The 19072-nt window shown below is 71.6% G+C and carries 20 protein-coding genes and 1 pseudogene; 9 read left to right on the top strand and 12 right to left on the bottom strand.

Annotated features, from left to right (window positions below; all coding sequences use genetic code 11):
* Positions 1-42: 42 nt before the first annotated feature.
* A pseudogene (locus RNB18_RS54210) lies at positions 43-839 on the top strand (IS630 family transposase); the annotation flags it as partial.
* A gap of 260 nt (positions 840-1099) precedes the next feature.
* Here the strand turns inward: RNB18_RS54210 and RNB18_RS43665 are convergent.
* Positions 1100-1534, bottom strand: coding sequence for a LysR family transcriptional regulator (locus RNB18_RS43665; RefSeq protein WP_311719702.1), 435 nt, complete (start codon positions 1532-1534; stop codon positions 1100-1102).
* Positions 1535-1585: 51 nt separating this feature from the next.
* Here RNB18_RS43665 and RNB18_RS43660 point away from each other — a divergent pair, with 51 nt between their 5' ends.
* Complete coding sequence (locus RNB18_RS43660) at positions 1586-2164, top strand: RBBP9/YdeN family alpha/beta hydrolase (protein ID WP_311719701.1); 579 nt, start codon at positions 1586-1588, stop codon at positions 2162-2164.
* On the opposite strand, the gene RNB18_RS43655 is transcribed toward RNB18_RS43660, so the two are convergent.
* Together RNB18_RS43655 and pdxR are read right to left on the bottom strand one after the other, a co-directional pair.
* On the bottom strand, positions 2148-3383 hold the full coding sequence (locus tag RNB18_RS43655; RefSeq protein ID WP_311719700.1) for an MFS transporter: 1236 nt from the start codon (positions 3381-3383) through the stop codon (positions 2148-2150). The genes RNB18_RS43660 and RNB18_RS43655 overlap by 17 nt on opposite strands.
* Positions 3384-3458: 75 nt before the next feature.
* On the bottom strand, positions 3459-4868 hold the full coding sequence (gene pdxR, locus RNB18_RS43650; protein WP_311719699.1) for a MocR-like pyridoxine biosynthesis transcription factor PdxR: 1410 nt from the start codon (positions 4866-4868) through the stop codon (positions 3459-3461).
* A 77-nt stretch (positions 4869-4945) separates the two neighbouring features.
* On the opposite strand from pdxR, the gene RNB18_RS43645 reads away from it, so the two are divergent.
* Positions 4946-5143, top strand: coding sequence for a hypothetical protein (locus RNB18_RS43645; RefSeq protein WP_311719698.1), 198 nt, complete (start codon positions 4946-4948; stop codon positions 5141-5143).
* 30 nt (positions 5144-5173) lie between these two features.
* On the opposite strand, the gene RNB18_RS43640 is transcribed toward RNB18_RS43645, so the two are convergent.
* The 4 genes from RNB18_RS43640 to RNB18_RS43625 all read right to left on the bottom strand — a co-directional run bounded on the left by RNB18_RS43640 (position 5174) and on the right by RNB18_RS43625 (position 8903).
* Positions 5174-5974: a sugar phosphate isomerase/epimerase family protein gene (locus RNB18_RS43640; RefSeq protein ID WP_311719697.1), complete on the bottom strand. Its 801-nt coding sequence runs from the start codon at positions 5972-5974 to the stop codon at positions 5174-5176.
* A gap of 438 nt (positions 5975-6412) precedes the next feature.
* Positions 6413-7345 carry a bifunctional helix-turn-helix transcriptional regulator/GNAT family N-acetyltransferase gene (locus tag RNB18_RS43635; RefSeq protein WP_311719696.1) on the bottom strand — a complete coding sequence of 311 codons (933 nt, stop codon included), beginning with the start codon at positions 7343-7345 and terminating at the stop codon, positions 6413-6415.
* A gap of 77 nt (positions 7346-7422) precedes the next feature.
* Complete coding sequence (locus tag RNB18_RS43630; RefSeq protein ID WP_311719695.1) at positions 7423-8019, bottom strand: dihydrofolate reductase family protein; 597 nt, start codon at positions 8017-8019, stop codon at positions 7423-7425.
* Between the two features lie 92 nt (positions 8020-8111).
* Positions 8112-8903, bottom strand: a complete 792-nt coding sequence (locus RNB18_RS43625; protein WP_311719694.1) for a DUF4253 domain-containing protein — start codon at positions 8901-8903, stop codon at positions 8112-8114.
* 91 nt (positions 8904-8994) lie between these two features.
* Between RNB18_RS43625 and RNB18_RS43620 the strand changes: the two genes are divergently transcribed.
* Together RNB18_RS43620 and RNB18_RS43615 are read left to right on the top strand one after the other, a co-directional pair.
* Entirely contained in the window at positions 8995-9666 is a 672-nt protein-coding gene (locus RNB18_RS43620) for a class I SAM-dependent methyltransferase (RefSeq protein ID WP_311719693.1), read from the top strand.
* Between the two features lie 46 nt (positions 9667-9712).
* Positions 9713-10312 carry a DinB family protein gene (locus RNB18_RS43615; protein ID WP_311719692.1) on the top strand — a complete coding sequence of 200 codons (600 nt, stop codon included), beginning with the start codon at positions 9713-9715 and terminating at the stop codon, positions 10310-10312.
* 92 nt (positions 10313-10404) lie between these two features.
* Here RNB18_RS43615 and RNB18_RS43610 read toward each other — a convergent pair whose 3' ends face one another.
* Positions 10405-11451, bottom strand: a complete 1047-nt coding sequence (locus tag RNB18_RS43610) for a LacI family DNA-binding transcriptional regulator (protein WP_057609701.1) — start codon at positions 11449-11451, stop codon at positions 10405-10407.
* A gap of 264 nt (positions 11452-11715) precedes the next feature.
* Here RNB18_RS43610 and RNB18_RS43605 point away from each other — a divergent pair, with 264 nt between their 5' ends.
* Genes RNB18_RS43605 through RNB18_RS43595 form a run of 3 tightly spaced genes read left to right on the top strand, consistent with a single transcriptional unit; the run spans position 11716 to position 14845 of the window.
* Positions 11716-12867 (top strand): Gfo/Idh/MocA family protein, encoded by a 1152-nt coding sequence (locus RNB18_RS43605; RefSeq protein WP_311719691.1) that lies wholly within the window; start codon positions 11716-11718, stop codon positions 12865-12867.
* Complete coding sequence (locus tag RNB18_RS43600; RefSeq protein WP_311719690.1) at positions 12864-14018, top strand: dihydrodipicolinate synthase family protein; 1155 nt, start codon at positions 12864-12866, stop codon at positions 14016-14018. The genes RNB18_RS43605 and RNB18_RS43600 overlap by 4 nt, the downstream gene beginning before the upstream one ends.
* A complete protein-coding gene (locus RNB18_RS43595) occupies positions 14015-14845 on the top strand; it encodes a sugar phosphate isomerase/epimerase family protein (protein ID WP_311719689.1) in 831 nt (276 codons plus the stop codon). Before RNB18_RS43600 ends, RNB18_RS43595 begins: the two co-directional genes overlap by 4 nt.
* A gap of 54 nt (positions 14846-14899) precedes the next feature.
* On the opposite strand, the gene RNB18_RS43590 is transcribed toward RNB18_RS43595, so the two are convergent.
* From RNB18_RS43590 to rbsD, 3 genes are all read right to left on the bottom strand, one after another.
* Positions 14900-15604, bottom strand: coding sequence for a DUF1963 domain-containing protein (locus RNB18_RS43590; RefSeq protein ID WP_311719688.1), 705 nt, complete (start codon positions 15602-15604; stop codon positions 14900-14902).
* 32 nt (positions 15605-15636) lie between these two features.
* Positions 15637-15771: a hypothetical protein gene (locus RNB18_RS43585; protein WP_311719687.1), complete on the bottom strand. Its 135-nt coding sequence runs from the start codon at positions 15769-15771 to the stop codon at positions 15637-15639.
* 436 nt (positions 15772-16207) lie between these two features.
* Positions 16208-16663, bottom strand: coding sequence for a D-ribose pyranase (gene rbsD / locus RNB18_RS43580; protein WP_311719686.1), 456 nt, complete (start codon positions 16661-16663; stop codon positions 16208-16210).
* A gap of 92 nt (positions 16664-16755) precedes the next feature.
* Here rbsD and RNB18_RS43575 point away from each other — a divergent pair, with 92 nt between their 5' ends.
* Positions 16756-17994 carry an RNA-guided endonuclease InsQ/TnpB family protein gene (locus tag RNB18_RS43575; protein WP_311719685.1) on the top strand — a complete coding sequence of 413 codons (1239 nt, stop codon included), beginning with the start codon at positions 16756-16758 and terminating at the stop codon, positions 17992-17994.
* Between the two features lie 29 nt (positions 17995-18023).
* Here RNB18_RS43575 and RNB18_RS43570 read toward each other — a convergent pair whose 3' ends face one another.
* The gene (locus RNB18_RS43570; RefSeq protein ID WP_311719683.1) at positions 18024-19013 is read right to left on the bottom strand and encodes a ribokinase; all 990 of its coding nucleotides are present in this window, start codon (positions 19011-19013) and stop codon (positions 18024-18026) included.
* Between the last annotated feature and the right edge of the window lie 59 nt (positions 19014-19072).

Genomic DNA, 19072 nt, shown 5'->3' with positions numbered 1-19072 from the left:
TTCGCCTGACAGCGGTCTGCTGGCTCCGGTAGGTCCTGGGTAGTGAGATACGCGCAGGGTGGTGGGCTGACCGACGCCGAGAGGGCCGCGCGGGAGGGGATTCGGTTGCAGGCCGTCGTCTGCTTCGAGCGCGGGGAGACGAACCGCGAGGTCGCTCGCCGCCGCTCTGCGGGTGAGCGAGCGGTCGGTGGAGCGGTGGCGTCGGGCCTGGCGTGAGCACGGCGAGGCCGGGGTCCTGTAGCAGGGCTCTCCGGGTCGGTCCCGGCTCGGCGAAACGCAGATCGCCAGGCTGGAGCGAGAGTTGGAGCGTGGCCCGCTGGTTCATGGCTGGGCGGACCAGCGTTGGACGCTGGCGGATCAAGACGCTGATCGGCCGACTGTTCCACGTCTCCTACACCGTCGAGGGCACGTGGCGGTTACTGAAGCGGCATGGCTGGAGCTGGCAGCAGCCAGCCAGACGGGCCATCGAGCGGGACGACGATGCGGTCGAGGCGTGGAAGAAGGAGACCTGGCCGCGGGTAAGAGCACCGCGGCGGAGCGCGGCGCCTGGATCGTCTTCGAGGACGAGGCCGGACAGTCGATGACTCCGCCGCGTGCCAGGACCTGGGGTCGGATCGGGCAGACCCCGGTCGTGCGGGTGCGGGGCCGGGGCTCCGGGCGGGTGTCGATGGCGGGCATGGTCTGCTTCAAGCCAGGCCAGTGGTCCCGGCTCATCTACGCGATCCGCGAGTACCGGGGCCGTAAGGACGAGCCGAAGTTCTTCGGCTGGCGGGACTTCCGCGACCTGGTCGTCCGCGCCCCGCATCCAGCTCGGGGGCCCGATCGTGCTGGTCTGGGACTGTGAGAATGACGGTGTCTCGTTCGAACCACGGTCTGGCTCGGTCTGGGACTGACCTTGCTGTCCAGAGAGTTGATCTGCCGACCGTGGTACGGACGGGCATGCCGACCCGGCGAACGGACGTGTCTCCATAGGGGCTTTCGTATTCAGCATCGTCACAGTCTTGACCGCCCGTATCCGTCGAGCCGGTTCACCCCAGCCAGTCCGGACGGAGGCACTCATGACAACGGCGTCGATCGATCAGCGTCCCAAAGCGGCTGTTCACGGCGGGTCCTGTGAACTCGTTCTGGGCGTCGATACCCATAAGGACGTCCACGTTGCCGCTGTACTCACCGCGCTGGGCGCCTTGCTGGCCACGCCGAGGATCCCGCTCGACAGACAGCCGATCGTCACCGACCCCCGCCCGCCCTCCCCGTACGCCCCCAAGTCGGCCCGCGCCCGCTCCAGTTGGGCCGCGATGGCGTCGGCGTGAGCCAGCAGCACACGCGCCTGACCGGTCAGCCGTACGCCTCGGCCGTCCTTCTCCGTCAGCGGTACGCCCGTCTCGCGGGCCAGCGCCGCGATCTGCTGCGAGACGGCGGACGGGGTGAGGTGCAGGGCCTCCGCCGTCCTCGCCAGACTGCCCCGGCGCTGGAGCTCGCGCAGGACGGTCAGCCGACGCAGATCGATGGTGAAGGGTTCGCTTACCTGTTCCACCGTGAAAGATTAACTGGACCTGCGCATCGGCGATCGGAAACCATCGACGCCATGACCGCCTACCTCATCCTCCACGGCTGGCAGAACCACCGGCCTGGCAACCACTGGCAGCACTGGCTCGCCGACCGCCTCACCGACCTCGGCCACCACGTCACCTACCCCCAGCTGCCCGACCCCGACGACCCCGACCTCGACACCTGGCTCACCGAACTCGCCCGGCATCTCGGTCGACTGCCCGCCGGCGGGGAGCGCGTCGTCATCGCCCACAGCGCCTCGGCCCTGCTGTGGCTGCACGCCGTCTCACGCGGGCTCGTGCGGCACGGCTCCGCCGACCGCGTGCTGCTCGTCGCCCCGCCCTCCGCCTCCGTCCTCGGACACCATCCCGAGGTCACCGAATTCGCCGCGCCCGCCCTGGAGTTCGCCCTCCCCGGGCCCACCCGCCTGGTCGCCGGCGACAACGACCCGTACTGCCCGGAGGGGGCCCGCGAGACCTTCGGCGAGCCGCTCGGCATCTCCGCCGACATCCTCCCCGGCGCCGCCCACCTCGACCTGGACGCCGGCTACGGCTCCTGGCCCGCGGTACTGGACTGGTGTCTGGACCCGGATGCGCGGATCACACCTCGTCCGTAGCCGGAACCGCCCGCAACTCCGGTGTGCTCACCCCGACATAGCCCACCGCCGCCACACACATGAGACCGCCCGTGATCAGCGCCGTCACGCCCGAGCTCCAGCCCGCGAGCAGGCCGCCGCGCAGGTTGCCGAGGTGCGGGCCCGCCTGGCCGACGATCATCTCGGCGGCCGTGACCCGGCCGAGCAGGGCGTCGGGGGTGCGGGTCTGGACGATGGTGGTGCGGGACAGGACGGCGAGGGCGTCCGCCGCTCCGGCCAGCCCCAGGAAGCCGAGGCCCGCCCAGGCGCTGGTGGTCAGGCCGAACAGCGCCAGGGCCGCACCCCAGGTCGCCGACGCGCACAGCATCACCGGGCCGGGGCGGGCCAGGCGCGTGACCGGGCCGGAGAAGACCGTCGCGGCGACACCGCCCACGGCGAGCGCGGACAGGAACAGGCCGAGCGTGCGCGGGTCGCCGCCGAAGCGCTCCTCGTTGACCAGCGGAAACAGGCTCACCGGCATGGACAGGACGGTGGCGGCCAGGTCGGTCAGCAGCGCGCCGCGCACCACCCGGTCGCCGGTGAGAAAGCGCAGCCCGTCCAGGACACCGTGCACACCGGGGCGGGACTTCTCGCCCTCGGGCGGCAGCGCGGGCAGACCGTAGGCGCCGTAGAAGGACATCGCGAAGCTCAGGGTGTCCAGGAGGTAGCAGACGCCGATGCCCCACCAGCCGAGTACGACCCCGGCGACGGCCGGCCCGACCAGCATCATCGCCTGGCCGGTGACCTGCTGGAGCGCGAGACCGGCGGCCACCTGCTCCCGGGGCAGCAGGCGCGGCACGAACACGCCGGCGGCGGGCGCGCCGAGCGCGGCGAAGGAGGTCTGCGCGGCGACCAACAGCAGGACGACGGCCACCGGCGCGTGCCCCGCGAAGCCCTGCACGGCCAGCAGCAGGGAGCAGACCGCCGAGCCGACGGTGCCCGTGAGGTAGACCCGGCGCCGGTCGGCCCGGTCGACCCAGGCGCCCGCGAACAGGCTGACCCCGACCATCGGCACCGCCTGAGCGACACCGACCGCGCCGCTCCAGATCGTGCTGTGGGTCATGTCCCAGACCTGGTACATGACGGTGACCATGGTCATGAAGGTGCCGAGCGTGGACACCGTGCGCCCGAACAGCAGCCGCCGGAAGACCGGGGAGGCGCGCAGGGGCCGTACATCGAGGAACGTACGGCTGAGGCTCATGACAGGGGGACCGGGGCAGGGGCGGGCTGATGCACCCCGGGACGGTAACGGGCCGCCACCGTCCCGGCCACCGAATTACCGGCTCTCCTCGATCGCCGCACGGAGGTGCCCCACCGCCTGCTCCACCATGCTGTCGGCGAGGTTGCCGTAGCCGAGGACCAGGCCGTGGCCGGCGTGGTCCTCGGTGGCGTGATAGGCGGCGAGGTCGGCGACGGACAGCGACCGGGCGGCCGCCGCCCTGACCACGGCCGCGGTGTCCACGGCGGCCGGCAGCCGCAGGATGAGGTGGAGCCCGGCCGCGATGCCGGACACGGGGGCGTCGGGCAGCTGTCCGGCGAGGGTCCGCACGAGCGTGTCGCGCCGGTCGCGGTAGCGCTGTCGACAGGCCCGAAGATGGCGGTCGTAGGCGCCCGACTCCAGCAGGGTGGCGAACGCGAGCTGGTCGAGGACCGGGGGATGGGTCGCCGCCTGGTCGATCCGGTGCAGGATGTCGGTCCAGCGCGAGGGCGCCACCAGCCATCCGATGCCGAGCGCCGGGGACAGAGTCTTGCTCAGGGACTTCAACAGGACGACCCGGGAGGGGTCCATACCCTGCAAGGCCGCGACCGGGCGGCGGTCGTAGCGGAACTCCGCGTCGTAGTCGTCCTCCAGTACGACGCCGTCCACCCGGCGGGCCCAGTCGAGCAGCGCGGCCCGCCGCTCGGGCACGAGCACGGTGCCCAGCGGGAACTGGTGCGCCGGGGCGGCCAGCACGGCCCGCAGCCCGGAGTGTCCGGCGAGGTCGTCCACGCGCAGACCGCCGCCGTCCGTGCGCACGGGCACCGGCTCCAGGCCGGCGGCGCGGATCACCTGGCGCAGTCGTGTCCAGCCCGGCTCCTCGCAGCCGACGGCGGTGATGCCCTGGGAGCGCAGGGCACGGCAGACGCGCCGCACCCCGTCCGTCACGCTCATGCACACCGTCACGTCCTGGGCGGTCGTCGAGACGCCGCGGGAACGGCCCAGGTACTCGGCGAGCAGTCCTCTGAGCCGGGGGTGACCGCCGGGCGGCGGATAGCCGAACTCAGTGAACGCCGTGTTCGTCACCTGGGCGCGGACGGCATCGGCCCACCGGCGGCGCGGGAAGGCTCGCAGATCCGGCAGGCCCGGCGCGAGGTCGAAACGGGCCTCGGAGACCTTGCGGGCCGCGGGGCGTTCGACGACGCCGTCCCGGTCGCCGGACCAGCGCACCCGGGTCGCGGAGCCGCTGCGGGCCTCCAGATACCCCTCGGCGACGAGCTGGCCGTACGCCTCGGTCACCGCCCAGCGGGAACAGCCGAGGTCACTGGCGAGCTGCCGGCTGGGCGGCAGGGCGGTGCCGACCTCGACCCGCCCGCTGCGGATCGCCGAGCGCAGCGCCCGCTTGACCCGTTCGTGCAAGGGGCCCTCGCCCGTCCGGCTCAGATCGATCAGGAGATCGCCCGCCAGATTGGTCTGTGATACCCGCATGCCATTGGACGGTAGCAGCGGACCGTTTCTCCCTACCTTCGACAGTGAGCTTCGGCAGACACACGAAGGAGGACGCGATGACCGCACCGAGGAGTTCGCTGCCCGGCCAGGACCACCCGCTGTTCCAGGGCGTGTTCAAGGACTGGCAGGCGAAGGCCGGTGTCCTGTCCGCGCTGCCGGACGCACCGGTCGTCCCGGACGACTGCGGGACGCAGCGGCCGGTGTGGCACCGGCTGCGGCCCCGCCCTGGACGGCGGAGCCTCAGCCCTTCCTGACCGCTTGATTGTTTGACCCCTCGATGCCGCTTACGCCGAGTCGTTCAGGAGTCGCGCCAGGTGCTCGCGGCCCGCCCCCAGCAGCTCCTCCAGCGGCGCGGCCGCCTCGTACCACCGCTTCTCGTACTCCCAGCACAGCCAGCCGTCCCAGCCGTGCCGGGAGAGGACCTCCACGCACTCCGAGAGCGGCAGGACCCCGGAGCCGAGCGCGACCGGGGTGGTGTCGTCGGCCGACGCGATGTCCTTGACCTGGACGTATCCGAGGTGCGGGGCGAGGGCCGCGTAGGTCTCGGAGGGCTGTTCGCCGCCGAGCCAGGTGTGCATGACGTCCCAGAGCGAGCCGACCTGACGGTGGCCGACCGGCCCGAGGATGCGGATCGCGTCGGCGCCCGTGCGGTGCGAGTCATGGGTTTCGAGGAGGATGCGTACGTCGAGGTCGCCGGCGTACTCCGCGGCGGTGCCGAGCCGCCGGGCGGCCGTGGCGTCGGCCTCCTCGCGGGACTGGTCGGAGGCGGCGCCGGGGAAGACGCGCACGAAGCCGGCGCCGAGGTCGCGGGCGAGGTCCAGGAGACGGTGGATCTCCTCCACGACGGGTTCGTCGTCGCCGGGCGCGGCCACGCGCGCGTACCCGGCGAGACCGAGGACCTCCACGCCCGCCGCCTTGAACTCGGCGACCGCGTCGGCCCGTTCGGCGAGCCCGATACCGGGGTGCACGGGCTCCTCCGGATGCGCGCGCAGTTCTACTCCGTGATAGCCGTGCGTGGTCGCGAGCCGTAGCACGTCGGTGAGGGGGAGGCCGGGGACACCGAGGGTGGAGAACGCCAGTTTCATGCGCCCTACTCTCACCCGGTCGAGTCGGTGAGGTCCAGTCCGGGCGGGTGGTGCGGGTGCGTGGCTGAGCCAATGGGTGACGCAGCCGCTGGGCGGATGGACCGCAGGCCGGCCGACCGGCTCCGCCACGCCCTGGGCGCGTGGCTCAGCCACTCCCGGGCCGACCGGCCGAGCGGCTCTCCGATGGAACGGCCGAGTGGGCCGAGCCGGTCATGCGGGTTGTGTGGCCGAGGGGGCCCGAGCCAGGTCACGCCGGCTGGCTGGCCGAGTGGGCGGAACAGGTCATGCCGGCTGGCTGGCCGAGTGGGCGGAACAGGTCATGCCGGGTGAGTGGCCGAGGGGGCCGAGCCAGGTCACGCCGATTGACTGGCCGAACGGGCCGAGCGGCTCTCCGGTTGACCGGCCGATCCAGCCGAGCCGCTCACCCGCCGCCCCACCTCACTCACCCGTGCCCGTCAGGTCCAGTCGCCAGTCCTGCCCGTTCAGGTCCCTGCCGAAGGAGCGGTGGGGTTTCTCGGCGGCCAGGACGAATCCGTGGCGCTGGTAGACGCGGCGGGCGGCGGCGAGGACGTCGTTGGTCCACAGGACCAGGTCGCGGTAGCCGACACCGCGCGCGAAGTCGACGACGGCCGCCACCAGCCGGTCCCCGATGCCGAGTCCGCGCGCGTCGGGCTCGACGAGGAGCAGCCGCAGGCGGGCCGTGGCGGGCGCTTCGTCCCGTACGCACATGACGCACCCCACCGGCCGCCCGTCCAGCTCGGCGATCCACACACGCTCCAGATGCGGATCGTGATCCTCCGCGAAGTCGGCGACGATCCTCGCGACCAGTCCCTCGTAGTCGGCGTTGAAGCCGTACTCGGCGGCGTAGAGGGCCGCATTGCGGGCCACGATCCAGCCGAGGTCACCGGGTCGCGGCTCGCGCAGCAGGACGTCCTCGCGGCGGGGAGGGCGGCCGTCGGACAGGAGCGTGCGGACGGTCCGCATCGCCTCGGAGAGCCGGGGCCGGTCGGCGGAGGGGACGGTCGCGAGGAGCGCGCCCACCGATTCGTCGGCGCGCTCGGCGAGCAGCGCGGCGGTCTCCCGGCCGCGCGAGGTGAGCGTGACCCGGCGCCGGCGCGGATCACGGGCCGAGGCCGTGCGCTCGATCAGTCCGTCCTGCTCGAACTTGTTCAGGATCCGGCTCAAGTACCCCGCGTCCAGAGAGAGTTCGGTGCGCAGATCGGCCGCGTCGGTGCGCGGCGAGTGCGCGAGTTCGTACAGGACTCGGGACTCCGTGAGGGTGTAGGGGGCGTAGAGCTGGCGGCTGTAGTCGAGAGCCCCGATGACGTTCGTGTAGAAGCGGTTGAAGGCGCGGATGTCCTGGACGGTCATGATCGGTCGACCCCCGGATGCTTGACTCAGTCAGAGATATCGATGGACTGAGCGTAGGACGTCCGCGCCCGCCGCGGCTACCCCTCGGTAGCGGGCCGGTAGACGCACACCTGCACGCCGGTCTTCCCGGTGACCGTGGACACGAGCTCGAACGGCCGCTTCCCACCGTCCTCCGGGAAGATCGACTTGCCGCCACCGAGCAGTACCGGCATCACGATGAGCTGGAGCTCGTCGACGAGCCCCTCACTGATCAGCGTGCGGACGAGAGTGGGGCTGCCCATCATCGCCAGGTCACCGCCCTCGCGCTCACGCAGCGCACGGATCCGCGCGACGGCCTCGGAGCCCGGAACCCGCTCGGTGTTGTTCCAGGTCAGCTCGGAGTCGCCGAGGGTGTCGGTCACGACGTACTTCTTCAAGGAGTTCAGCCGGTCGGCGAACGGGTCCCCGGCGCGCTCCGGCCAGGCCCCCGCCATCGTCAGATACGTCCGCCGCCCGTACAGCAGCGCCTCGGCCCGCTCCATCCCCTCGGTGAACGCCGGTCCGAGCACCTCCTCGTCGAAGTAGGGGTGCGACCAGCCGCCGTGCGCGAACCCGCCGTCGGTGTCCTCCTCGGGCCCGCCGGGCGCCTGCACGACCCCGTCCAGACTGATGAACTCACTGACCACGATGCGCATGGGACTCACTCCAGTTCCTAGCCGGTTACGGCGTTGCAGACCGAGGTGGGGCGGAAAACTCATCGGTGCGGGAGCGTACGGCGTCTTCCGGCTCAGTCCCACCAGAACCGCCACTCCGTCCGCCCGACGAGTTCGCGCGCGTACTCCGGGAAGGGCGTCGGCGGGTCGTCCACGATGTTGTCCGCGGTGGACAGCACATGCTCCAGGGCGAGCCTCTCGGCGTGTGCCGGGTCGAGGGGCGGGCGGGCGACGGAGACATACAGCTCACCGCCGTACGCGGCCACGACCCGGGCCCCGAACCGCTCCTCCCAGCTCCGCAGCAGGGCACCCATGAGCGGCATCGGCGGGCTGTCGGTCCACCCGATCACCGCCGGGACGTCGGCGGAACTGCGGGCGGGGACGAGGACCAGGCTGAGGGACGCCGCGTAGGGCCCGGTGCGCAGGAGGTCGGCGACGGTACGGCCCGCGGCCTCATCGGCGCCCGGACCGGTACCGGTGTCCGGACCGGCGGGCGCGAGCCCCGGCCAGCTCGCGAACGGTGGCCCCGGATCGTGCGGCCAGGGCTCGACGTCCTCCGGGGTGTCGTCCGGCTCCGCGGAGGAGGGATCGGACCAGAACGGCAGCCGCCGCTCCCGGTACTCCGTGAAGTCGGCCGCGAGGACCTCTTCCAGGCGTACGGCGTCGGCGGCGGCCGGATCCGCGGGGCGCGCGGGGTCGTCGGGCCAACAGAGATGCGGCTGCAGCCCGGTGACCGGGGCCCGCCCGAGCAGCTCCGCCCACACCTTCCCGACATCGTCGGGCAGTTCGTCGCAGATCCAGACCTCCGACGGGCCCCGTTGCTCGAACCGCCCCGAAGGCAGCCCGTCGGGCAGCGAAAAGACCATGCCGGGACGATAGAGGCGAGCACTGACAACGAACCGTGAGCCGTGAGCGAACGGCAGGCTGTGGCACCGGAGCGGTCCCTAGCATCCAGCCATGACGACAGCGACGTACGACGACCACGCGGACTGGTACAACGACTACATGTCGCCCTCCTCCGCCGGGGAGTTCATCGACAGGGTGCACACCACGCTCGGGCAACTGCTGGGCCCCGGCGAGGGAATCTGCCTGGACGTCTGCTGCGGCACCGGCGCGCACACGGCCCCGGTGGCGGCTCTCGGCTGGACACCGGTCGGCGTCGACCTCTCACGCGGCCAACTCCGCCACGCGGGCCACCGGTTGCCGGTCGTGGTCGGCGACGCGACGGCCCTTCCGCTGGCCGACGCTTCGGTCCCCGCCGCGATGTGCGTGCTGGCGAGCACGGACGTCCCCGACTACGCCGCGGTCCTGAGGGAGGTCGCCCGCGTACTGAGCCCCGGCGGCCGGTTCGTGCACCTCGGCGTCCATCCCTGTTTCATCGGCGCGTTCGCCGACTGGAGCGAGGGGACGAGGATCGTGCTGGACGAGCGGTACGCGGACCGCACCCGCACCCTCGACTCATGGAACCCGGCCGGGGTACGCGCCCGCGTCGGCGCCTGGCACCTCCCGCTGGCCGACCTGCTCAACGCCACGCTCGCGGCGGGCCTGCGCCTGGAGCGGACCACCGAGACCGGCTCGGGCGGGATCCCCAACCTGTTCGCATTCGCGGCGGTGAAGGCCCGCCACTGATCCGTTTATCGGTGGACAAAGATCGCGCCGACGACAGACTGACTCGATGACCGCAACAGACGCCGCCACCGACCTTCGCCTCTACCTCCAGGACGCCCGCGACTCCCTGCTCCTGAAGCTCGACGGCCTCTCCGAGTACGACGTCCGCCGCCCCCTCACCCCGACCGGCACCAACCTCCTGGGACTGGTCAAGCACCTCACCGGTGCCGAGGCGATCTACTTCGGCGAGACCTTCGGCCGGCCGCTCCCCGGGGCCCAGCCCCTGTGGATCACCGGCGCCGCCGAACCGAACGCCGACCTGTGGGCGACCGCCGAGGAGACCCGCGAGCAGATCGTCGACGGCTACCGCCGGGCCTGCGCCCACTCGGACGAGACCCTCGACTCCCTTCCCCTGGACACCGTCGGCCGCGTCCCCTGGCCCCCGCACTCCGAGCTCACCCTCGGTCGCATCCTGATCCACATGATCGCCGAGTCCCACCGCCACGTCGGTCACGCCGACGTCGTACGCGAACTCGCCGACGGGTCGGTGGGGCAGAGGGCGGAGGGGGACAACATGGCGCCGGGGGACGGGGATTGGTGGGAGCAGTACCGGAACAGGGTGGAAGAGGCGGCGAGGAAGGCTTCCGCAGGGGATTCGGACAACTGAACCCACCCAAGGGGCGCGGGGCCCTGTCGATCTGCGGCCGTCGCCGCGTGGGCGCGACCAGCTCCCACCGGCCCGCACCCGCCCACGCCTCCTCAGCCCCGAGGAACCCCCGACGACCCCCGCACCATCAGCTCCCCCCGAACCGTCGCGATCCCCCCGGGCGGCGGCTCCTCCCGTCCCATCGCGATCCGCCCCGCCCGGGCCCCCGCCTCCGCCAGCGGCAACCGCACCGTCGTCAGGGCAGGCACCGCGTCGATGCTGAACGGCAGGTCGTCGAACCCGGCGACGGACACGTCCTCCGGGATCCGCAGCCCGGAGTCCCGCAGGGCCGCGCACGCGCCCAGCGCGACGGAGTCGTTCGCGGCCACCACAGCCGTCAGCGACGGATCCCGCCGCAGCAGCTCCAGCGTGGCCTCGTACCCGGACCGCCGGTCGTAGCGGCCATGGACGGTCCACCGCGGGTCCTCGGTGATCCCGTGCGCCTCCAGCGCCGCCCGGTGCCCCTCCAGCCGGTGCCGGGTCGTCGTGCGCTCCTCCGGCCCCGCGATGTACCCGAGCCGCCGATGCCCGAGTCCGATGAGGTGCTCGGTGAGTTCCTTGCCCCCGCCCCGGTTGTCGAAGGTCAGCGCGAACGCCCCGGTCTCCGGCGCCGGCGGCCGCCCGCACAGCACGATCCGGGTCCCGGCGTCCGCGAGCTTGCGCAGCTTGGCGGACATCGCGGCCTTGTGCGGCGCGTCCTCCACCGCCCCACCCGTCAGGACGACCGCCGCCGCCCGCTGCCGCTGCAGCAGGGTGAGATACGTCAGCTCCCGCTCCGGAGAGCCCCCTGTGTTGCAGACGACCCCGAGCCGCTCACCGCCCGCGCGCCCGCCCGGCCCCCCGATCTCCGACTGGATCGCACCGGCCATGATTCCGAAGAAGGGGTCCGCGATGTCGTTCACGAGGATCCCGACCAGATCCGACGTGGCGGCGGCGAGCGAGCTCGCCGGGCCGTTGAGCACGTAGTCCAGCTCGTCCACGGCCCGCAGCACCCGCTCACGCGTGGTCGCGGCCACGGGGTAGTTGCCGTTCAATACGCGCGACACCGTCGCGGGGGAGACCTGGGCGCGGGCCGCCACGTCCGCCAGGGTCACCGTCATCTGTCGTCCTCCGGTCGCGCGCCGCAGCGCATCTCAGTCGTACTCCGTCGTACACGCGGGCACCAAGGTCCCGGTTCCGAGCCGACCTTAAGGCCATGACGCCCAGCTGTTCGCCCCCTCGAACAACTCACCCGGTTCACGCTCTTGTCCAGACCGCTGGTCAGAGGCTAGCTTCTTCCTAGATAGAAAGCGCTTGCTGTAACGCTCATCAGTGGAGCGTGCGCGGCGCGCACGACCGCGTACGACTCCTACGAAGGGAATGACGTGACACGCAAGACGGTGCGTATCGCCATGAACGGTGTGACAGGGCGCATGGGCTACCGCCAGCACCTCGTCCGCTCGATCCTCGCGATCCGCGAGCAGGGCGGTCTCGACCTGGGCGACGGCACGGTGCTGTGGCCCGAGCCGATCCTGGTGGGCCGCCGCGAGCACGCCCTGAAGGCCCTGGCCGAGCAGCACGGCATCGAGCACATCTCCACCGACGTGGACGCGGTCCTCGCCGACCCGACCGTCGACATCTACTTCGACGCGCAGGTCACCTCCGCCCGCGAGCAGGCGATCAAGAAGGCGATCGCGGCGGGCAAGCACATCTACACGGAGAAGCCCACCGCCACCGGCCTGGAGGGCGCCCTGGAGCTGGCCCGTCTCGCCAACGAGAAGGGCATCAAGCACGGCGTCGTCCAGGACAAGCTCTTCCTCCCCGGCCTGCTCAAGCTGAAGCGCCTCATCGACGGCGGCTTCTTCGGCCGGATCCTCTCGATCCGCGGCGAGTTCGGCTACTGGGTCTTCGAGGGCGACTGGCAGACCGCCCAGCGACCCTCCTGGAACTACCGGGCCGAAGACGGCGGTGGCATCGTTGTCGACATGTTCCCGCACTGGGAGTACGTGCTCCACGAGCTCTTCGGCCGGGTGAAGTCCGTCCAGGCCCTCACCGCCACCCACATCCCGCAGCGCTGGGACGAGAACGACAAGCCGTACGACGCCACCGCCGACGACGCCGCCTACGGCATCTTCGAGCTCGAGGGCGGCGCCATCGCCCAGATCAACTCCTCCTGGGCCGTCCGCGTCAACCGCGACGAGCTCGTCGAGTTCCAGGTCGACGGCACCGAGGGCTCCGCCGTCGCCGGTCTGCGCAACTGCCGTGTCCAGCACCGCAGCGCCACCCCCAAGCCGGTCTGGAACCCCGACATCCCCGCCACCGAGGTCTTCCGCGACCAGTGGCAGGAGGTCCCGGACAACGCCGAGTTCGACAACGGCTTCAAGGCCCAGTGGGAGCTCTTCCTCAAGCACGTCTACGCCGACGCCCCCTACCAGTGGGACCTCCTGGCCGGCGCCCGCGGCGTCCAGCTCGCCGAACTGGGCCTGAAGTCCTCGGCCGAGGGCCGCCGTTTCGACGTACCGGAGATCTCGCTGTGACGATCCGACTTCCTGCCGGTGACGGGGGATTCAGGGCCTACGAGCCCCGCAAGGAACCCCTCGCCGCCACCCCCGGCACCCCCTTCACCTCCCGTACGGTCTTCTCGGCGGCGCACGTCGTCGCCGACCCGTTCGCCGACTCCACGCCGGACTCCCCGGCCGCCGTCGACTGGGACGCCACCCTCGCCTTCCGCCGCCACCTGTGGTCGCACGGGCTCGGGGTCGCCGAGGCGATGGACACCGCCCAGCGCGGGATGGGCCTGGACTGGGCGGGCGCGGCCGAGCTGATCCGGCGCAGCGCCGCCGAGGCCAAGTCGGTCGGCGGCCTCATCGCCTGCGGTGTCGGCACCGACCAGCTCACCGGCCCCGCGACCCTGGACGAGGTCCGTGCCGCCTACGAGGAGCAGCTCGCCCTCGTCGAGGAGTCCGGCGCCCAGGCCATCCTGATGGCCTCCCGGGCCCTCGCGGCGGCGGCGAAGGGCCCCGAGGACTATCTGGAGATCTACGGCCACCTCCTGCGCCAGTCCGCCGAGCCGGTCGTCCTGCACTGGCTGGGCCCGATGTTCGACCCGGCGCTGGAGGGCTACTGGGGATCGAGCGACCTCGACGCAGCCACGGACACGTTCCTCGAGGTCATCGCCGCCCACCCGGACAAGGTCGACGGCATCAAGGTCTCGCTCCTCGACGCCCGGCGTGAGATCGACATCCGGCGCCGGCTCCCGCAGGGAGTCCGCTGCTACACGGGTGACGACTTCAACTATCCCGAGCTGATCGCGGGTGACGAGCAGGGCTTCAGCCACGCCCTGCTCGGCATCTTCGACCCACTGGGCCCGCTGGCGGCCGAGGCGGTGCGCGTCCTGGACACCGGTGACGCCAAGGGATTCCGCGAACTCCTCGACCCCACCGTCGAGCTGTCCCGCCACCTCTTCCAGGCACCCACCCGCTTCTACAAGACGGGCGTGGTCTTCCTGGCCTGGCTGGCCGGCCACCAGTCGCACTTCACGATGGTCGGCGGCCTCCAGTCGGCCCGCTCCCTCCCGCACTTCGCGCGCGCCTACGAACTCGCCGACGGCCTGGGCCTGTTCCCGGACCCGAAGCTGGCGGAGGAGCGGATGAAGAACCTGCTGTCCCTGTACGGGGTGAACCAGTGACCGACCTGTCCCGCTTCTCCATCAACCAGATGACGGTCAAGCAGCTGTCGCTGCCGGAACTGGTCGACGCCTGCCGCGAGTCGGGCGTCGGCAACGTCGGCCTGTGGCGGGAGCCCGTCCAGTCGTACGGCGTCGAGGAGACGGCCAAGCTGGTCCGTGACGCGGGCCTCACGGTCACCACCCTGTGCCGGGGCGGCTTCTTCACGGCGATCGACCCGGACGAGCGGGCCGCGGCGCTGGACGACAACCGCCGCGCGGTCGACGAGGCGGCGACGCTGGGCACCGACACCCTGGTGCTGGTCTCCGGCGGCCTCCCGGCCGGTTCCAAGGACCTGCACGGCGCCCGCGAACGCATCGCGGACGCCCTGTCCGTCCTGGGCCCGTACGCGGAGGAGCACGGGGTGAAGCTGGCCATCGAGCCGCTGCACCCCATGTACGCCTCGGACCGCTGCGTGGTCTCGACGCTCACCCAGGCCCTCGACCTGGCGGAGCGCTTCCCCGCCCAGCAGGTCGGCGTCACGGTGGACACGTACCACATCTGGTGGGACGACAACGCGCCCGCACAGATCGCCCGCGCGGGCGCGGGCGGCCGTATCCACACCTTCCAGCTCGCGGACTGGACGACCCCGCTCCCCGAGGGCGTCCTCAACGGCCGCGGCCAGATCGGCGACGGCTCGATCGACATGCGGGAGTGGCAGCGGTACGTCGAGGCGGCCGGGTACACGGGCGCGATCGAGGTCGAGCTGTTCAACGACGCGCTGTGGGCCCGGGACGGCCGCGAGGTGCTCGCCGAGACCGCCGAACGGTTCGTGGCCCACACCCTGTGAAGCGGGGGTCGGAGGGGAACCTCGGGAGTTCCCCTCCGGCCCCGTCCGGAGCCCCTACGGATTCCGGAAAACCGTCGTGAACGCGCGCTCGAAGCGCCGTGCCGCCAAGTCCGTGCGCTGGATCGACCAGTGGACGGTGGCGCCCTCCAAGCCGTCGATCCAGGGACCCCACTCGGCGAGCAGCACCCAGTCCGCGAGGTCGTCCGACACCGGCTCGCGACGGCCCGCTGCCGCCTCCTTCAGCGCGCAGGTCATCGCCGTCCCGACGGGGTCGGTGTCGACGGCCTCCTGGTCGGCGTACCCGCCGAGCCGGAGCCGCCCCGAGGAGGCGATGTCGTCGTGGGTCTCGGCCCACACCGCGGCCAGTTCCTCGGAGCGCGGATGCCCGGGCAGCGGTACCCAGCGGGGCTCCTCGGGTATCTCGACCCAGTAGTGGTACGGCAGCGAGACGTCGACCGTCGCCCTGAGCGTCTCCTGCGGGAACTGCGCGAAGACCTCCTGGTACTCGTCGTCGTTCGCGAACCAGGCCCATCCCTCCTTGTCCCGCTCCTCCACGGCGGCCCCCGCGGGGACGTACACCACGTTCCCCATGTCGGTCAGCTCGCCGAAGTCCTCGGGATAGGCGAACAGCAGCAGCCGGCCGTCGGGCGGCAGGGGGAGATCCGTCGCGTCCGCGGACAGGGTCGCGAGGTCGATGGACGCGACGAAGGGATGGCAGGGGTTGTTGCTGCTCGCCAGGGGGTGCGCACAGGTCGGCATTAGCTCGCTTGCGGCGCCCTGGGCTGTTTGGGCTAGCGTGGTTGTGCGACCTGGGACACCGGGTACGGCGTCAGCGTGCGGGGCCCCTGCTCCACCTGAGGATGGGTCAGGGCCTCCCCGTCGCCTCTGGCCGTACCGACCTGCCAGGTCGTGAGGGCTGTGTCCATCAGCGGCCTCCGGCCGCGGGGGCCTCCCGGGCTCGGACCGCGCACAGGATGCGTGTCGCCGCCCCGGGGTCGAGTACGCCGGGGACCAGCTCGCCCAAGACCGTTCGGGGCGCGCGGCTGAACGGACTCACTCCGCTCAGTCCACAGGAACGGTGTGGCATGCCGACGGGCAGCAGCGGCCTCCCGAACCGCCAGGGACGTAACCTGTCCCGCATTTCCTCAGGAGTCACAGAAGCCATGGGGGGAACCGTGGAGGCGGGCACCGACACCCGGGCATTTCGAAGGGGCCCGGTCGATGACCGGGCCCCCTCGGGTTTCCCTCCCCATCAGAACCCCCGCGATCCCCCCAGATCCCCCTCCAAGAGTCCTGATGCCAAGTACGACCCGCGAGGTCGGGAGAGGGTTGTACGGCTCTCCGGGTTTTTTTCTGCGGACGTCAGAAGAACACCCCGCACCTGAGGAGCACGTTCGCGTACGGCCGGGCCTCACCCGTGCGTACGACCAGCCGCGCGCCCGCCGACAGCTCCTTGAGCTTCGCGTGGGAGACCAGGTGCAGTTCGGGCAGCCGGGTGTCCAGCAGTTCCGCGGTCGCGGGATTGGCGCCCCGCACCTCCGCCGCCGCCGTCCCCCCTTCCACGACCAGCTCGGCGAGCAGCCCGTCGAGGACCTCCGCGAAGGACGGCACCCCGGCCCTGAAAGCCAGGTCGACCACGCGCGGCCCGTCGGGGATCGGCATCCCGGCGTCACACACCAGCACCCCGTCCCCGTGCCCCAGCTCGGCGAGCGCGCCGGAGAGATGACGGTTCAGCTTTGTTTCTTGCGAGGAAACCCGGGCGTTCACGCCCAGGATGTCTGCCCGGCCGCGGAGCAGCCGGGTCTGTGGTCCGGTCATGGGGTCGCCACACGGCCATGGGTGTCACTCGTTCAGGTGATCCACTTCGAACGTGCGGTGGTCTGTCGTGCGGGTGTGTAGGTTCGGTGCTTGTGAAGCTGGTGGTGCAGGTCAGGCTGCTGCCGACGCCCGAGCAGGCGGCGGCACTGGAGGCGACCCTGCACGCCTGCAACGAGGCCTCCTCCTGGGTGAGCGAGGTGGCTTTCGCGCGCGGTGAGTTCAAGAACTTCGCCCTGCGCCGACACACCTACGACACCGTCAAGTCGCGCTGGGGGCTGGGCGCGCAGGCAGCCCAGCACGTCATCAAGAAGACGTGTGATGCGTACACCACCTTGAGGGCGAACCTGAAGGCCGGAAACCTCGGCAGGCCCGGCTCCAAGCGCTACCGCCGGGCGACCGAGAAGCCGGTCGTCTTCCGCCCCGAAGGTGCGCAGCCCTACGACGACCGCATGCTGTCCTGGCAGGTCCCTGGCCGAACGGTGTCGATCTGGACCACCGGCGGGCGGGTCAAGAGTGTGGCGTTCACCGCCTCTGCGGAGCAGCTGGCCACCCTGGCCCTGTATCGCAAGGGCGAGTCCGACCTACTGGAGCGGGACGGCATGTGGTTCCTGAACGCCACCTGTGAAGTCCCCCAAGCGCCGCTGAACACGGAGCCGGTGGACTTCCTCGGGATCGACCTGGGCATCGTGAACATCGCCACCACGTCCGACGGCGAGATCATGGCCGGGCGCGAGCTCAACAGGATCCGCACCCGCGAGCGCGGCCTACGTAAGAAGCTGCAGAAGAAGAACACCCCGTCCGCCAAGCGGCGGCTGAAGAAGCGCAGGCGCAAGGAGGCGCGGCGGGCGAAGGACATCAACCACAAGATCGCGAAGCATATGGTGGCCGAGGCGGAACGCACCGGTCGTGGGATCGCCCTGGAGGATCTGACGGGCATCCGCGAGCGGGTACGGCTTCGCAAGCCCCAACGGGCCACCCACGCCAGCTGGTCCTTCGCTCAGCTGGGGCAGTTCATCGCGTACAAGGGCCGCAGGGCGGGGGTGCCGGTGGTGCACGTCGATCCGGCGTACACCTCCCGCGCCTGCGCCGAGTGCGGCCACATCGACAAGGCGAACCGGGTCTCCCAGGCCTGGTTCGCGTGCCGGAGCTGCGGATTCGTTGATCACGCAGACCGCAACAGCTCCCGCAACATCCGCGCCAGAGCGTGGGAGTTGTGGCGACGCGGGGCCCCGTCAACGGCCCCTGCCTCGCCCCGGACATCTCGGGGTGGGACTGGACGCAAACGCGGCATCACCGCCAGTGATGCCCGTTGTGCAAGCCCGGCGCTTTAGCGCTGGGTAGTTGCCTATTCCGGCCTTCTTCACCGGGACTCACCTCGCCGCGTCGCTCCGGGCGCCTCGTCCGGCCTTCTGCCGAGGGTCCGGGGGCCGCCCCCCGAGCCGGCACAGCACAGGTCGTCGACCTCATCCGCCGTGGGGAAGGAGTCCTGCGCACCCTTCCGGGTCACCGCGACCGCCCCGACCCGGGACGCGTAGGCGGCCGCCTCCGCCAGTGCGGAACCGGCCCCGAGCCGGAACGCCAGCGCCGCCGTGAAGGCGTCCCCCGCACCCGTCGTGTCCACGGCGTCCACCTTCACCGACGCCACCCGGGTCACCCCCGCCGAGGAGGCCACCAGCGACCCCTGCGCGCCCAGCGTCACCACCACCGACCGCGGCCCCTTCGCGAGCAGCAGCCGCGCCCAGTCCTCCGGCGCGTCACTCACGCACGCGTCCCCGAGGATCACCTTCGCCTCGTGCTCGTTGACGATCAGCGGATCACAGGCCGCGAGGACCTCGGTCGGCAGCGGCCGCGGCGGCGACGGGTTCAGCACGAACCGGCTGCCCGGCGCCAGATTCCGTACGACCTCCACGACCGTCTCCAGCGGGATCTCCAGCTGGGTCGACACCACCCGCGAGGCGTGGAAGAGGCTGATTGCGGTCCGTACGTCCCCGGGCGTGAGGCGCCCGTTGGCGCCCGGCGACACCACGATGCTGTTGTCCCCCGACGGGTCGACGGTGATCAGCGCGACCCCCGTCGGCGCCCCGCCCACCAGCACGCCCACCGTGTCGACCCCGGCCGCCCGCTGCGAGTCCAGAAGCAGCCGCCCGTGACCGTCGTCGCCGACGCGGGCCAGCAGCGCCGTACGCGCGCCCAGCCGGGCGGCCGCGACCGCCTGGTTGGCGCCCTTGCCCCCCGGATGCACGGCCAGGTCCGAGCCGAGCACCGTCTCTCCGGCCCCCGGCCGCCGCTCCACACCGATCACCAGGTCGGCGTTGGCCGACCCCACGACCAGAAGGTCGTAGTCGTCCATGAATGACTCCCCTAGTCAGTGACGCGGGGCGGGCAGTCGAAGGGACTGCCCGCCCGTGC

The organism is Streptomyces doebereineriae (assembly GCF_031845645.1).
GTDB classification, from domain to species: Bacteria; Actinomycetota; Actinomycetes; order Streptomycetales; family Streptomycetaceae; genus Streptomyces; species Streptomyces canus.
Note: the sequence above shows the minus strand (reverse complement) of the source record. Positions and strands in the feature narration are given on the sequence as shown.